Genomic DNA, 16,199 nt, shown 5'->3' with positions numbered 1-16,199 from the left:
AAATAGCCCCATGATGAGTAAATGACGAAGGTTAATCCTTCGTTTTTTATTTGAAGAAATTAGTGGTAAATCTAGAAAACTAATCTGATGGCAGTGATGTATTAAGTATCTATTAGATATTTAAATTCTAAAAGAAAGTATTGGGTTGAAAATAAAATGCTATATTTGCTTAGGATTGTAATTATTGTTCTATATATAGTCATGAAGGTTTGGATGAAAAATTTAGCGCATAGATAAAGTCAGAAATGCTTTAACTTGCCCCAAAAAGGACGTAATCGAAGTACAATAGGTTTTTTATCATGTTGTAGATAGTCAGATGTTTAATAAGTTAGTCGATTTATTCAAAGGCGCTAAAGAGTCGCCTGAGCAACTTTACTTAGAACAACACCACATTCAATATGATGAAACTCAGGGCTATATCATTGAAGGCGTAGTTTTAAATACTTTGTCTGAACGTATGGAATACTTGTCAAATAGAAAAATGACAAATTTCGATGATTTAAAACAGCTCTATGCCACTGCAATGATTATCAATGAAAAAATAGACTTGGAAATTGCAAGTCAATGCTTTGTTGCACGATTAGGCAATACTGAAGAAAATCTGTTGCAGTTTAAACACTATGTCAAACTATTGAATGATTATTATCGTCAATTCATCCGTGATCGTAAGTAAGTGAATGGACTGCAGTGTTTGAGTTTGATGGGTGCGTTAATGGTACTCATCAATAGAAAATACAATCGCAAATCCATATTGGTTAAAACACTGTATATAGTTGCTTAAATCTCGGAATGTAAAAAGCATCGTGTTAATATGATCACTAAGTGATTAAAACATTAAAAGCTATTTACATCATGTTCCAGCAAGAAATTTCACAACTCAATCTTAAACAGCTCAAAGCTGGCGAAAAGCGGTGGGTCGGAAACTTACAAGGCTCATCTGCTGCATTATTATTTAAAGAAATTAGCAAACAATCGAAACAGTTGTTTGTAATTGTAGCACGTAATAATCAGCATCTCGGGCAGTTAGAAAGTGAGCTGGAATTTTACGGAATTAAGCCGACTATTTTCCCTGATTGGGAAATTTTACCTTATGATCGCCTATCGCCACATCAAGACATCGTTTCTGAGCGCTTGGCGATTTTGTCCAATATGCCACAGCAAGGCGTGTTGTTGGTTTCAGCAACAACTTTAGCGCAGCGAGTTGCGCCTGCATCTTGGGTATTAGGTGAACACTTTGATATTAAAGTAGGTCAAAAATTTGATATCGAACAACAAAAATTAAGATTAGTACAAGCGGGTTATCACTTGGTGGATACCGTTTATGATCATGGTGAATTTGCAGTACGCGGCAGCATCATGGATATTTACGCTTCGGGGCAAAGTTCACCGATTCGTATTGACTTATTTGATGATGAAATCGATACCCTCAAATTCTTTGATCCTGAAACTCAGCGAACCACCCAAAATTTAGATCATTTCACGGTTTTACCTGCAAAAGAATTTCCATTAAAAGAAGCGCGCTCACTGTTTCGTAATCGATATGCGGAAAATTTTCCGACGGCAAATCCAAAGAAAAATCCAATTTATCAGGATGTACAAGATGGCATAGCTTCACCGGGTATTGAGTTTTATTTTCCGTTGTTCTTCTCTGAACAAGCCATGAGAGAGCAAAGTACGCTTTTTTCGTACTTACCAGAGAATGGCATTGTCATTACAGATAAAGCCATAGATGACACTTTGATTCAGTTTTGGTCAGACATTGTGCGTCGTTATGAAGACCGTCGTCATAATGTCGACCAACCGATTTTGCCGCCAGAGCAGATTTTCCTACAACCAAATCAAGTGTTAGAACAATTAAATCTTTGCCGTCGTATCGTGGCTTCACCTGAGGCTTTTGATGAACGCAATGGCGTGATCAATCTTGCAGCTGAGATTCCACCCCGTTTACCTGTCGATCCAAAACGTGAAAAGCCATTTTATGCTGTTAAGCAATATATCGATGCGGCAAATTATCCAGTGCTATTGGTGGCTGAAAGCGCAGGTCGACGTGAAACCTTAAAAGATGCATTGCGTCCAAGTTTGGGTGATATCCCGACGGTCGAAAGTTTTGATGATTTTATGCATTCTATGCATGCGATTGCGATCACCAATGCGCCCTTAGATCGTGGTTTATTGCTAACTGACAAACTCAGTGTAATTTCTGAAAATCAGCTTTATGAACACCGTGTGGTTCAACGTCGTCGTAAACGCCAACAGGAAGTATCAGAAGAGTTTCTTGTTCGTAGTTTAACCGAACTAAGTATTGGCGCACCTGTGGTTCATATTGATTATGGTGTGGGGCGATATGCAGGTTTAATTACCTTGAGTATCGATGACCAAGACCATGAGTTTTTGCAGTTAGACTATGCCGATGCAGCTAAGGTGTATGTCCCTGTAACAAACCTGCATTTAATTAGTCGATATAGCGGTGGTGACCCAGATCTAGCACCATTACATAAATTAGGCACAGATGCATGGTCTAAAGCCAAACGCAAGGCTTTAGAGCAGATCCATGATGTGGCGGCAGAACTTTTACATATTCAAGCCCGTCGTCACTCGAAGCCGGGTTATGGATTTGAACTGGATCAAAGTCTCTATATGCAGTTTGCCAGTGGCTTCGCCTATGAAGAAACTTTAGACCAAGCCAATGCTATTGAAGCGACACTGTATGACATGCAACAAGCGAAGCCAATGGATCGCTTGGTTTGTGGTGATGTCGGTTTTGGTAAAACAGAAGTGGCCATGCGTGCTGCATTTGTGGCAGTACAAAATAACAAACAAGTGGCTGTACTTGTGCCAACCACGTTGTTGGCGCAGCAGCACTACGAGTCTTTCAAAGACCGTTTTGCGGACTGGCCTGTACGTATTGAAGTCCTTTCACGTTTTGGTTCATCAAAATCACATACCAAAACCATTGAAGACCTCGCAGAAGGCAAAGTGGATATTGTGATTGGCACACATAAAATCTTGCAGGAAAGTGTGCAATTTAAAAATCTCGGCCTCATGATCGTGGATGAAGAGCACCGTTTTGGTGTACGTGATAAAGAGCGAATTAAAGCCTTACGTGCCGATGTTGATATGCTAACGCTAACTGCAACGCCTATTCCACGTACGCTGAATATGGCTTTTAGTGGTATGCGTGATCTATCTATTATTGCAACGCCACCTGCACGTCGTCTTGCTGTGAAAACCTTTGTGCAGGAGCATACTGGAGATTCGATCAAAGAAGCGATCTTGCGTGAATTGCTACGTGGTGGACAAGTGTATTTCTTACACAACGAAGTCGAGACCATTGAACGTACGGCAGAAACCTTACGGGAATTGGTCCCTGAAGCACGTGTTGCGGTTGCTCATGGTCAAATGCGTGAGCGTGAACTAGAGCAAATCATGCAACAGTTCTATCACAAAGAATATAACGTACTGGTGTGTTCAACCATTATTGAAACTGGGATTGACGTGCCAAACGCCAATACCATTTTGATTGAGCGTGCAGATAAACTTGGACTAGCGCAGTTGCACCAACTACGTGGTCGTGTTGGTCGATCGCACCATCAAGCCTATGCTTATTTACTAGTGCCTTCGCTCAAAGGTCTAAAAGGTGATGCTGAAAAACGCCTAGATGCCATTTCGCGTGCATCGACTTTGGGTGCGGGTTTCATGTTGGCAACAGAAGACTTGGAAATTCGTGGCGCAGGTGAGTTGCTAGGTGAACAGCAAAGTGGCTCAATGCAAACCATCGGTTATAGCCTGTATATGGAAATGCTTGAAAAAGCCACCAAAGCCATTCAAAAAGGCAAAACACCTAACTTTGACTCACCATTGTCATTAACGGCTGAAATTAGCATGCATATGCCAGCCTTAATTCCAGATGATTATTTGGGCGATGTACATCAACGGTTATTGTTCTACAAACGCATTAGTAATACGGATACTCAAGAGAAACTTGATAACATTCGTATGGAGTTGATCGATCGTTTTGGCTTACCACCGCAAGCAGTCAAACAGTTATTCTCTGTCCATCAGTTGCGTTTAAAAGCGGAGCAATTGGGTATTACTAAAATTGATATCAGCTCACATGGCGGCAGTATTGAGTTCTCGCCAGATACACCAGTTCAAGCCATATCCATCATCCAAATGATGCAAAAGCATCCGACTTTCTTCCGAATGGAAGGTGGACAACGTTTAAAAGTGATGGTCATGCTCGAAGAATATGACAAACGAATTCAATTTATAAATGACTTATTAGACAGTTTACTGAAGGAATTAACGCCAAATCACTAGATTTGGCGTATAAATTGCTTGTTCAAAATGAGTAGATTTTATGCGTGTTTTTTCTATAGAAGAAACGCTTGATTTTTTTGAAAAATTTATTAGAGTCATAAGCAAGCAACGTTTTATTCAAATACAGTTTATTTGTAATGAAACGTTCTGTACAGAATATTCACACCCATAAGGATGTGATAGTATTAGCCATCATTCTAATTTTGCATCATTTATAAAGATATGTTTAGTTTACATCCACAACTTGCTCAAGATACGTTTTATGTAGGCGACTTTCCTCTGTCAACATGTCGTTTGATGAATGATATGCAATTCCCGTGGCTTATTTTGATTCCACGTGTTCCGGGAATTACAGAGCTTTATGAATTAAGTCAGGCAGACCAAGAGCAGTTTTTACGTGAGTCAAGCTGGTTATCAAGCCAATTGTCACGTGTATTCCGTGCAGACAAAATGAATGTAGCTGCATTGGGTAATATGGTTCCACAATTACATTTTCATCATGTTGTTCGTTATCAAAATGATGTGGCTTGGCCGAAACCAGTTTGGGGTACGCCAGCAGTTCCTTATAACAATGATGTCTTGGCACACATGCGCCAAACACTGATGCTTGCACTACGTGGTCAAGGTGATATGCCTTTTGATTGGCGTATGGACTAATCCCGATTTACGGACAATATCAGGATAGTAGAAGAATGAGTGTCCGTATGGGGGCGATCGAGTGCCGTTAGACAATTTAATCAGCAAAGAGCCTAAACAGTTTGAATATTTTCATCGTTTGATGGGATATATCATGCTGTCTTTGGTGATTGTTGTCTATCATTACACTCAGCCAGATACGCAATATCAAATCTATATTCCTGTATTTTTATTTTTTCTGATTTTAGTCGTTCCTAAGTTTTCTCATTGGTTAATTTATCGATATAGCAATCAAGTTAAGCGCAATGTGCTTTTTCTGATCGATATCATAGTAATTGCTGTACTAATGTCTGCGGTACATTTAAGCCTCGTTTTAACCTTTCTTGCGGTCTTTGCGCTGCTATATACAACCATTTATAACAAAATTAATTTCTTAATGATGTCCTTAGCTGGGATTGTTGGTGTCACTGTATTTTATTTATGTAATATTTATATCTTTGGTTTTCAAGAATATTTTGAGTCAACCAGCAGTGAGTTAACCGTTCTAGGTTTTTTGTGTCTTATTACATATTTCAGTGTGGGGACATTTTATCAACACACCCAAGTTCAGTCTTTGAGCAATAAAAAGAACCACTATTATGATCAGATGAATCGTTATATGGAATTCGCTAATCAATTGAGTCGTTATGCGCCAATGCAGCTTTGGCAATCGATTATGAAAGGTGAGTCTGAAGCTAAAATCGAATATAAACGTAAAAAACTCACGATTTTCTTTTCAGATATCCAAGGGTTCACAGAACTTTCTGAAACATTAATCCCAGACGATTTAGCATTTCTACTCAATGACTATTTGAGTCATATGACTGAGATTGCCAAACAGTATGAAGCGACTGTCGATAAATTTATGGGTGATGCAATTCTAATCTTCTTTGGTGATCCACATAGCCAAGGTGTAGAGCAAGATGCAAAAACTTGTTTAGAGATGGCAATGGTTATGCGTCAGCAAATGAAGTTACTGCGTGAACGCTGGATTAAAATGGGTTATCCGCCGCTACACATTCGTATGGGTATTTCTACAGGGTATTGCCACGTTGGGAACTATGGTGCAGCTCACCGTATGGCATATACCATCGTGGGTCGTGATGCGAATTTGGCTGCACGATTGCAAAGTGCGGCCGAAGTCGATGAAATTTTGATTTCAGATGACACGCATCATTTAGTGAAAAATGACTATTTATGTGCGCCCAAAGCACCGATCTTCTTAAAAGGTATCAAAGGCCCAGTACGTACTTGGCAAGTGATGGAAAAATACACCTCACAGAAAACAGATTATCAACGTTGGTTCGATTACGAATATAAAGGCTTTAATCTATTGTTGAACTTAGATGAGGTACAAAACTTTGAATATCCTGAACTAATACATGTTTTAGAACGTATGATTAAACGCTTACAAACTCAGCAAAAAATGACCAACTCTGCTGGTATTGTTAAACTGAATTTAGAAGACGAAGTGATCGAAGAAGTCAAAAAAACTGAATCTCACTCTTAATTTCACATATACATTATAAAAATTAGATCTAATCGTATTGCCTTAAATTGTAAAAATAACTCAATTCATTCTTTTATCAAAACGTCTTCTTTTTTTTTGAATTGTTGAATAGTTTTATGCATAAAAAAGCCAGTGACGATGAACTGGCTTTTTGATTATAGAAAATTATCTATAAATTAATGATTTTCTGAAGCATGGTTGATGGTGTATTTAGGAATTTCAATTTCCAAATCTTCATCTTCAATTTTTACTTGGCATGACAGGCGAGAGTCTGGTTCTAATCCCCATGCACGATCGAGAAGATCTGCTTCGACATCATCCATTTCATCTAGACCATCAAAACCTTTACGTACAACCACATGGCAAGTGGTGCACGCTTTAGACATATCACATGCATGCTCAATTTTGATGCCGTTTTTTAACATGCTTTCGCAAAGGTTAGCATTTGATTCGACTTCAAACTCAGCGCCGTTTGGGCAGATTGTTGCGTGAGGCAGTACTTTAATACGTGGCATAATCTTGACCTATAAATTAATTTGAGTTTGACCAGTCATCGAGTTTTGTGCCTTTCAATGCGGCATCAATGTGCTGATTCATACGAGCTGCAGCAAATGCATCGCTATGTATTTTAAGCTGTTCTACAGCATGTTCAATAGCTTTGATATCAGTCGTTTCAAGTGCAGCATCTAAAACACTGCGTGCAGAAGTGAGGGAACTGAGTTGCTCTTGGCTGAGGAGTTGAGCATCCACTTTAAGTGCTTGATCAAGTGCTTCAAGTTCACGTTTTGCTTCAACCTTGGTTTCTTGAAGATGACGTAAGTTTTTGTCTTCTTCAGCAAACTTATAACCATCAATTAGTAAGCGTTCGGTGTCGGCATCAGATAAACCATAAGATGGTTTGATGTCAATTTGAGCATGCACACCAGAAGTGGTTTCTTTGGCAGACACCGTGAGTAAACCATCAGCATCGACCTGGAAAGTCACTTCAATGCGTGCTTGACCCGCAGTCATCGGTGGAATACCACGAAGCACAAAACGACCTAGACTACGGCAATGTTCAACTAGATCACGTTCACCTTGTACAACATGAATCAACATCGCTGTTTGACCATCTTGATAGGTTGTGAATTCTTGGCGACGCGCCACTGGAATGGCTGTATTACGCGAAATAAGGCGCTCAACCAAACCGCCCATGGTTTCTAAACCTAAAGAAAGCGGTGTGACGTCTAAAAGCAATGAACCATCTTTAGAGTTACCAATAAGCTGGTTCGCTGTAATCGACGCGCCAATGGCCACAACTTCATCAGGGTTAATAGTGCAGAGCGGTTCTTGATTGAAGACATCTTGAACAGCTTTTTGTACAGCATACGAGCGGGTAGAACCACCGACCAATACCACATTTTGAATATCGCTGAGTTCAAGCTTGGCATCACGCATGACACGTTTACAAACGCTGATAGTTTTATCCAAAGCAACTTTGATGATTGATTCAAAAGTAGGGCGGTCTAAAGTCAATGATTGATCAAGAACTTTAAGTTCTACAGATTCAGCCTCGGTTAGAGCTTCTTTTGCTTTACGAGCAGAAACGATGAAATGTGCATATTCAGCATCATCTAAAGTTTCAATATTCAGTTGTTTTTTTGCCCATTTTACAATCAGACGGTCTAAGTCATCACCACCAAGCGCCGTATGGCCACCCGTTGCTAGAACTTCAAAAACACCTTGAGAGAAACGTAAAATTGAAACGTCAAAAGTACCGCCACCCAGATCATAGATCACATAGTTCTGATCGTGTGCCAGATTGGTGTCTTGGTCTAAGCCATAAGCCACTGCAGCAGCAGTCGGTTCATTTAAAAGACGCAGTACATTTAAGCCTGCAAGCTGAGCTGCATCACGCGTTGCTTGACGCTGTGCTTCATCAAAATAGGCAGGCACAGTAATGACAGCACCATTTACTGGATTATTTAAGCTGCTTTCTGCACGGTCTTTGAGTTGTTTTAAAATTTCAGCAGAAATTTCAACGGGTGTTTTACGACCTTGTGCAGTTTCAAAAGCAGGCATTTCATTCGCTTCACCGACTAAGTTGTACGGGTGTTGGAATTTGATATCTGCTTTAGAGCGACCCATAAAGCGTTTTACAGAAACGATGGTGTTTTTAGGATCAGTCGTTAAGAATGTCTTTGCGTCGTCACCATATTGCGTAGTGGATTCGCCATAGTGTGCAATAGAAGGGAGTAACACACGACCATGTTCATCGTTAAGCACTTTCGCTTTACCAGAAAGTACCGTGGCTACTAAAGAGTGTGTAGTCCCAAGATCGATACCAATTGCGATGCGGTGTTCATGCGGCGCACTTGATTGACCAGGTTCTGCAATTTGCAAGAGAGCCATGTGTGTTACATCCTTTGAACGTCAAATATAAAAAATAAATTAAAAATCATCGTCTAAATCAAAGCTATCGTCGTCTAAGAAGCGATCTTCAGCTTTATCGATGTCAGCCATTACTTTTTGGAAGAAGCGTAATTTACGTACGGTATCACGTGCTTCTGCCCAGTCTTCGTCGTCATAATCAATTTTAAATTCACGAACCAAACCGTCAATCCATTGCTGAACTTCAGTTTTAAGTGAAGTGAGGTCATCAGCAGAGCCTGCCTCATCTAACTGTTCACGAATTTCTAAGGCATCTTGTAGGAACTCAAAATCACTAATCGATTGATCAAGGTGATAATCTTGTTTTTTGAGACTTAAAAGATATGCAGCGCGGCTATCAACATTGGATAAAGCTTTAAATGCTTGATTAATCTCACTAGATTTTATCAGGGCTAGATCTTTGTCTTCGGCTTTATCTGGATGATATTGTTGCTGCAACTTTAAAAATTCAGCTTTTAAAACTGCTAAATCAATATCGAGTGCTACAGGTAAGTTAAACAACTCAAAATGATTCATGGGAGATGGTGTCCGCAATAGAGGTGCAAAAAGTGTTGCTTTAAATGCAATTAAAACAGTGAATTTTACACTGTTTTAATGCGAAAAAGGAGCGTGGAAATGGCTTAAACCGTAAACGATTCGCCGCAGCCACATTCGCCTTTTTTATTTGGGTTATTAAATTCAAAACCTTCGTTTAAACCATTTTTCACATAGTCCATCTCCATACCTTCAAGATAAACTAAGCTTTTTGGATCAACGAATACTTTTACGCCAAACTGATCGAATACTTGGTCATGCGTGTCAATATCATCGACAAACTCAAGTACATAAGCTAAACCAGAACAGCCAGAAGTTTTCACGCCAACGCGAATACCTTCACCCTTACCGCGATTCTTGATGTAATTGCTGATATGAGTTGCAGCATTTTCAGTTAAATGAATCATGAAAACTCCGTTAATCTTTTTTAAAACACGTAAACAATTAAGCTTTTACTTTCTTGCTACGGTAGTCTTCTACAGCAGCTTTGATTGCATCTTCAGCAAGTACAGAGCAGTGTACTTTTACTGGTGGAAGTGCAAGTTCAGTTGCAATATCAATGTTCTTAATTGCTTGAGCTTCATCAAGAGTTTTGCCTTTTAGCCACTCTGTTACTAATGAGCTAGATGCAATTGCTGAACCACAACCGTAAGTTTTGAAGCGAGCTTCTTCAATTACGCCGTTGTCATCAACTTGGATCTGTAGACGCATAACATCGCCACAAGCTGGTGCACCGACCATACCTGTACCAACGTTTTCTGCATTTTTGTCTAAAACACCAACATTACGAGGGTTTTCGTAATGATCAATTACTTTTTCGCTATAAGCCATGATGCTTCTCCAAACCTCGGGGTCAGCCTTAAGATTAATATGGGGGTGAAATTACGTTAATCAATGAGATAGCCTTAAAATAAAAGCTATCTCACCGGGATGAATTAGTGTTCAGCCCATTCTACAGAATTAAGGTCGATACCTTCTTTGTACATGTCCCAAAGCGGTGAAAGATCACGTAGTTTTTCAACTGCTGCTTTGGTAATTTCAAGTACGTGGTCAATATCGGCTTCAGTGGTGTATTTACCAAAGCTGAAACGAATCGAGCTGTGAGCCAATTCGTCTGAAAGACCCAATGCACGAAGTACATAAGATGGTTCTAAAGTTGCTGATGTACATGCAGAACCAGAAGATACTGCGCAATCTTTAAGTGCCATCATTAATGATTCACCTTCAACAAAGTTAAAGCTGACGTTTAGATAGTTTGCAACGTTGTATTCTGGGTGACCGTTGAGGAAGACTTGTTCAAGATCTTGCAAGCCATTCCAAAGTTTGTCACGAAGTACACGAATACGAGTTTGTTCAGCATGCAGGTTTTTGCCGGCAAGTTCGAACGCTTCGCCCATACCCACGATTTGGTGAGTCGCTAACGTACCTGAACGCATGCCACGTTCATGACCGCCACCGTGCATTTGCGCTTTAATACGTACACGTGGTTGACGACGTACATAAAGAGCACCAATACCTTTAGGACCATAGATTTTGTGGCCAGAGAAACTCATCAAATCAACTTTCATTGTTGAAAGATCAATTTCTACTTTACCAGCAGCTTGCGCAGCATCTACATGGAAATAAGTTTTGTTTGCACGAGTCAATTCACCGATTGCAGCTACATCTGTAGTTGTACCGATTTCATTGTTCACCATCATCAAAGATACAAGAATTGTATCTGGACGGAGGGCAGCTTGAACCATTTCAGGTGTAATTAAACCAGTTTTTGCTTCTGGCTCAAGATAAGTAATTTCGAAGCCTTCTTCTTCAAGCTCGCGGCAAGTATCAAGAATTGCTTTATGTTCAATTTTACTTGTAATAATGTGCTTGCCTTTAGATGCATAGAACTGAGCAATACCTTTAAGCGCAAGGTTGTCAGATTCAGTAGCACCAGAAGTCCAAACGATTTCGCGTGGATCAGCTTTTACTAGATTAGCAACTTGTTCACGTGCATATTCTACTTTTTCTTCTGCCTGCCAGCCGTAAGCATGAGAACGAGAAGCTGCATTACCAAAAGTACCGTCAAACGTTAGACATTCCATCATACGTTCTGCGACTTGAGGGTCTACAGGTGTAGTTGCTGCATAGTCAAGATAAATAGGACGCTTCATGTCAAATACCTGTAACCGATAAAAGGGCTGAATCAAAGTTTGCTGAATTTTGACGAATTGATACGGTTTGAACGTTATCGCGTGCTACAAGGTCAGCAAGGGTGATTTTTGCAAGATAATCGGCAATGTGGTGGGAGAGTTCCTGCCATAAATCGTGAGTCAAGCACATTGCACCATTTTGGCAGTTGCCTTTGTGGTCACAACGGGTTGCATCAACTGTTTCATTTACAGCTTCAATAATTTCCAAAACAGTGATGTCTTCAGCACTACGAGCAAGGTGGTAACCACCGTTTGCTCCACGGATGCTGGAAACTAAGCCGTGACGCTTTAATTTTGCAAATAACTGCTCAAGATAGGCCACTGAAATGGTTTGACGAGCTGCAATTTCTGCAAGAGTGATCGTTTGTTCAGTTGGCTGCAAAGCTAGATCAAGTAGAGCAGTCACTGCGTAGCGACCGCGAGTTGTTAAGCGCATGATTCGATACACATGTTAAGTCTAGATGTGCAGATTTTATGAATCCTGACTAAAATAGTCAAGTTTTTTTGAGATTGTTTATTTGTTTTATTTTGTCTGAAAAATTATGTATTTATTTGAAACACACATTATACACTAATAACGTTATTAAAAGAACAGATATTAGACTAAAAGCGATATTAATCCGCTTTTGACGACGTTCGATACGCTTAATACGGTTTTTGTATTGTTTAACTTCAACTTGTAGCGTGTTTATTTTAGAGCGTTGCTGTTCAATTTTTTCTAAAAGTGGGGCAATACGTTTTTTAGATGCAACGATATCGTTTTCTTCGACAGGTTCAGACAGCCAGTGTTTCCAGTCAGATAAAATTTTCGGCACACTAAATAAAGAAACCAAATCACGAAATTCATCTTTTAAAACCACATCGCCATCGATACGCATGGTTTTGATGCTCTTACGATTACCAAATACAAAAATTTTCACCAAATCCATTAGTGTCGTGCGGACATCAAGGTCGATGACTTTATCTGGAGATTTAGTGTCGAACAGAATGCCGTGCTCAGTAAACTGAACATAAAAGTCAAAATAAGGGATGTAGCTATTTATTTTTAGTGCGACTTTTTGATCAACAAATTTTTTAGCTTGTAATGCTACAACGCGGTCATGTTTTAAAATGAAGGTAAAAATAGTTTCTAAAACAATCAGGGTCATAGTAAGCAACAAATGTGGTTGAGCTTGTGTTTGTTGCGTATCGCTCATAAAAAAATGTCCTTGTTAAAATCTGAAAGCACTGGAAACTGAGCGTCCTGCTCTAGAGGAACTTAGAATATACCAAAAATTTGGTAATTCACTAGCTTTGTAGAACAGTTTAATCAATCTATCAAGTTATATGTTTGCTATTATGTTGTTAAAATGAAGAATCACATGTTGATGTGCACATAAAATAATCAGGAGAAGTGCGGATTATGGAAAATACAGAAAGCATAATTGACGATGCACAGGAAACATCAGAAAAGCTGGCTAAACCTCGGGTACGTAGTCATTCTGATCGTCGCTCTAAAATGGATTTTCGTAAATATACCAAACAGATTTGGTTGGCTGGATTAGGTGCTTTTTCACGTGCTGAGGGAGAGGGGAATAAGCTTTTTGACTCTTTAGTCAAAGTTGGAGAGGAGCTTGAGTCCAAAACGATTGATATTGCAGATCAAACTGTCGAAAAAGTTTCAGAAAAAGCCAAGGAATCTGTAACCGATACGAAAGATAAGGTAGAAAAAATTTTAGATAATGGTGTTAATCATTCTTTAAACCGTTTAGGATTGGTGACTGTAAAGGATTTACAGCACTTAGAAAGGCTTATACTTCAATTACATACTAAAGTTGACCAATTGGCCGAAGAAAATGCCCAACTGAGGGCCGAAATATTAAAAAAACACTAACTTTTTTAATATTATCGAATTTTCAAGGTTTTTTTCGTCAAAAAATTCTATAAAAAGAGGTTGAGGAGTATTGCGTTTAACCCTAAAGCATTGCTATAAAGGCGTTATGGCGTTTTATACAAATTCTTGAACCTTAAATAAACGATATTAAGAGGACGTAATTTTCATGAATAAATCAGAATTAATTGATGCAATTGCCGAAAATGGGGGATTATCTAAGGCCGATGCCGGTAAAGCTTTAGATGCTACAATTGCTGCAGTTACCAATGCATTAAAAGCTGGTGATACAGTTACTTTAGTTGGTTTCGGTACTTTCAGCGTAAAAGAACGCGCTGCACGTACTGGTCGTAACCCACAAACTGGTGCGACTTTAGAAATCAAAGCAAGCAAAGTTCCTAGCTTCAAAGCGGGTAAAGGCTTGAAAGATTCTGTAGCTTAATCTTATTAAGCACATGAGACGCGCCATAAATTGGCGCGTTTTTTATTGGTAAATGTGATTAATTGATATATCGCATTCATTCATCTCGGGTTTTCGGTTAAAATTCACCGCAAATAAAATATTGGAATACTTATGGAATCGTTTCGTAAAGTCATTAAGGGTTGGCTGGGCAAGGTCTTGCTCGTTTTGTTTTTGACCCCTTTAGCACTTGTAGGTATTGAAGGATATTTTAGTGGTGGATCTAAAGATGCAGCAAAGACTGTAAACGGTACTGAAATTTCTCAAAAAGAACTCGAAGCACTGACGAACTCATTAAAAGAACAATATCTGGCATATGCTCAGGGTGATGAAACATTATTGAATCAAAATTTCATTAGCAATAAAGCGATGGATACTTTGGTTTCACGCCAATTGCTATTGCAACAAGCTGATAAATTAGGCATTAGCTTAAGTGATGCACAAATTGTGCAAATGATTCATCAGCAGCCAAGCTTTCAAGTCAATGGTCAATTTTCTGATGAAGCGTTTGCGCGATACCTTGAATCGATTGGTATGACGAATCGCACATTCATTGATAATTTACGTAAAGACCATGCTTTAAAAATGTTGTCTACAACATTTATGGAATATGCATTGGTGAGTAAGCTTGATATCTTGCAAATTGCGAACTTACAAACGGAACAACGTAGTATTCAGTTGGCGAGCATTAATCTTGAAAATTACAAGAAAAATGTAAAAGTATCTGATGCTGAAATTGCCGCTTATTATGAGCAGCATAAAAACAAATTTAAGCAAGCAACTAGTGTTGATGCAGATTTTGTCTTATTAACACCTGCCAATATAACTGCACCTGTAGAAGCTGCAACTGATGCTGAACTGAAAGAAGCGTATAACAGCTTTGTTGAGAATGCACAGAAGTCAGTTAAACCTATCGTTAAGCACATCATGATCACTGCGGACAATCGTTCAGATGCCGAAGCTAAAAAACTGGCTGAAAGTGTTCAAGCTAAAATTAAAGCGGGTTTAAGCTTTAACCAAGCTGCTGCGCAATTCTCTGAAGATCCTGAATCTAAAGCAAAAGGTGGTGAACTGGTTGCTTATGAAAAAGGTGTGTTTGGTGATGCGTTTGATGCTGCAGTTGAAGGTGCTCAAGCTGGTCAAGTGACTGCTCCAGTAAAAACAGACAGTGGTTATCACTTGATCGAAAAAGTGGCGCCAGCTGTAAAAGTGGCTTCATTTGAACAGGAAAAGGCACGTCTACAAGCAGAAGTCGCTGCTTCGAAAAAAGCCAATGTTTTTTCTGACACTGTAAACAGCCTCAATGATATGGTTGTGAGCAGTGATGCCCTTGATGTCGTGGGTCAAGAAGTGAAAGGCGTAAAAGTACAATCATTGAATGGCTTAACATTAGCATCGCAACATCCAGTTTTAAGTGATGCAAACGTCAAAGTTAAATTGTTTAACGATGATGTTAAAAATGGTGAACGTAATGTTTCATCGAGCATTCAGTTGAAAAATGGTGATGTGGTTTGGGTGAAAGTGCGTAACTATCATGCTGCGGGTGTTCAAACTTTAGCTGAAGCGAAAGCGCATGTGAAAACTCAGCTGATTGAAAAGAAAGCGTCTGATGCTGCAAAAGCCCAGATTCAAGCGACATTGAAAGAGTTTGCTGCAAAACCTGCTGCTTCAGTCGCGAAAGGCAATTTAAACTTTGAAAATGCGGGTACTTTCACTCGTGCTGATGGTTTGTTGAAACGCGAAATTCAACGTGCTGCATTTAGTGTAAAAGCGCCGAAAGCAGGTCATTGGTCTGTTACGACCACAAATCTACCAAATGAGTTGGTTGTGGTTGCTGTGACTGCAGTGAACAAACAATCTGATGCGGCATTAACGGGTGAGCAGTTAGATGAGTTAAAAAAACTTTATCAACAGCTTCGTGGTCAGCAAGAATTTGATGACTACACACGTTATCTAAAAGATCATGCCAAAATTAAATAATTAAGGCAGCTTTAAAAAAACCAGCTTTCGAGCTGGTTTTTTTTTGACTTAAATTGACAGATATAATTTTTATTTAAAAGATTTGGCAAATGAAATATCGACTCTAGCATCGTAGATTGGTGTTCTCAAAAAATAATATGAAGAAGAAATAACTCATCACGACAAAGGATTAAGCGGATGACATCTCTGTATATGCCTCAATTTAAACGTTTAAAGAAACCGTTATTG

15 protein-coding genes are annotated in these 16,199 nt (G+C 39.2%); 7 read left to right on the top strand and 8 right to left on the bottom strand.

Annotation, left to right across the window (positions count from 1 at the left end; all coding sequences use genetic code 11):
• Positions 1-316: 316 nt before the first annotated feature.
• The 4 genes from M5F03_RS02065 to M5F03_RS02050 all read left to right on the top strand — a co-directional run bounded on the left by M5F03_RS02065 (position 317) and on the right by M5F03_RS02050 (position 6,505).
• Positions 317-673, top strand: coding sequence for a hypothetical protein (locus M5F03_RS02065; RefSeq protein WP_249706239.1), 357 nt, complete (start codon positions 317-319; stop codon positions 671-673).
• 179 nt (positions 674-852) lie between these two features.
• Complete coding sequence (gene mfd, locus M5F03_RS02060; RefSeq protein ID WP_249706802.1) at positions 853-4,320, top strand: transcription-repair coupling factor; 3,468 nt, start codon at positions 853-855, stop codon at positions 4,318-4,320.
• Positions 4,321-4,542: 222 nt separating this feature from the next.
• On the top strand, positions 4,543-4,977 hold the full coding sequence (locus M5F03_RS02055; RefSeq protein ID WP_067762788.1) for an HIT domain-containing protein: 435 nt from the start codon (positions 4,543-4,545) through the stop codon (positions 4,975-4,977).
• A gap of 61 nt (positions 4,978-5,038) precedes the next feature.
• Positions 5,039-6,505, top strand: coding sequence for an adenylate/guanylate cyclase domain-containing protein (locus M5F03_RS02050; RefSeq protein ID WP_180042105.1), 1,467 nt, complete (start codon positions 5,039-5,041; stop codon positions 6,503-6,505).
• 176 nt (positions 6,506-6,681) lie between these two features.
• Here M5F03_RS02050 and fdx read toward each other — a convergent pair whose 3' ends face one another.
• The 8 genes from fdx to M5F03_RS02010 form a co-directional block, all read right to left on the bottom strand.
• Entirely contained in the window at positions 6,682-7,020 is a 339-nt protein-coding gene (gene fdx, locus M5F03_RS02045; protein ID WP_078193483.1) for an ISC system 2Fe-2S type ferredoxin, read from the bottom strand.
• A gap of 16 nt (positions 7,021-7,036) precedes the next feature.
• Positions 7,037-8,896, bottom strand: coding sequence for a Fe-S protein assembly chaperone HscA (gene hscA, locus M5F03_RS02040; RefSeq protein ID WP_249706236.1), 1,860 nt, complete (start codon positions 8,894-8,896; stop codon positions 7,037-7,039).
• Positions 8,897-8,935: 39 nt separating this feature from the next.
• On the bottom strand, positions 8,936-9,451 hold the full coding sequence (hscB, locus tag M5F03_RS02035) for a Fe-S protein assembly co-chaperone HscB (protein ID WP_180034816.1): 516 nt from the start codon (positions 9,449-9,451) through the stop codon (positions 8,936-8,938).
• Positions 9,452-9,555: 104 nt separating this feature from the next.
• Complete coding sequence (iscA, locus tag M5F03_RS02030; protein WP_078188668.1) at positions 9,556-9,876, bottom strand: iron-sulfur cluster assembly protein IscA; 321 nt, start codon at positions 9,874-9,876, stop codon at positions 9,556-9,558.
• A 37-nt stretch (positions 9,877-9,913) separates the two neighbouring features.
• Positions 9,914-10,300: a Fe-S cluster assembly scaffold IscU gene (gene iscU, locus M5F03_RS02025; protein WP_078188667.1), complete on the bottom strand. Its 387-nt coding sequence runs from the start codon at positions 10,298-10,300 to the stop codon at positions 9,914-9,916.
• A gap of 104 nt (positions 10,301-10,404) precedes the next feature.
• Positions 10,405-11,622, bottom strand: a complete 1,218-nt coding sequence (locus tag M5F03_RS02020; protein ID WP_078193480.1) for an IscS subfamily cysteine desulfurase — start codon at positions 11,620-11,622, stop codon at positions 10,405-10,407.
• 1 nt (position 11,623) lies between these two features.
• Entirely contained in the window at positions 11,624-12,097 is a 474-nt protein-coding gene (locus M5F03_RS02015; RefSeq protein WP_078188665.1) for an Rrf2 family transcriptional regulator, read from the bottom strand.
• Between the two features lie 112 nt (positions 12,098-12,209).
• Positions 12,210-12,857, bottom strand: a complete 648-nt coding sequence (locus M5F03_RS02010) for a hypothetical protein (protein WP_249706226.1) — start codon at positions 12,855-12,857, stop codon at positions 12,210-12,212.
• Positions 12,858-13,063: 206 nt separating this feature from the next.
• Between M5F03_RS02010 and M5F03_RS02005 the strand changes: the two genes are divergently transcribed.
• The 3 genes from M5F03_RS02005 (at position 13,064) to M5F03_RS01995 (ending at position 15,971) form a co-directional block, all read left to right on the top strand.
• Positions 13,064-13,534: a phasin family protein gene (locus tag M5F03_RS02005; RefSeq protein WP_111883718.1), complete on the top strand. Its 471-nt coding sequence runs from the start codon at positions 13,064-13,066 to the stop codon at positions 13,532-13,534.
• 166 nt (positions 13,535-13,700) lie between these two features.
• Positions 13,701-13,973, top strand: a complete 273-nt coding sequence (gene hbs, locus M5F03_RS02000; protein ID WP_078188662.1) for a non-specific DNA-binding protein Hbs — start codon at positions 13,701-13,703, stop codon at positions 13,971-13,973.
• Between the two features lie 132 nt (positions 13,974-14,105).
• Entirely contained in the window at positions 14,106-15,971 is a 1,866-nt protein-coding gene (locus M5F03_RS01995; RefSeq protein ID WP_249706224.1) for a SurA N-terminal domain-containing protein, read from the top strand.
• Positions 15,972-16,199: the final 228 nt, after the last annotated feature.

The organism is Acinetobacter amyesii (assembly GCF_023499985.1).
Lineage (GTDB): Bacteria > Pseudomonadota > Gammaproteobacteria > Pseudomonadales > Moraxellaceae > Acinetobacter > Acinetobacter amyesii.
The sequence above is the reverse complement of the archived record's forward strand: the minus strand, read 5'-3'. Positions and strand labels throughout refer to the sequence as shown.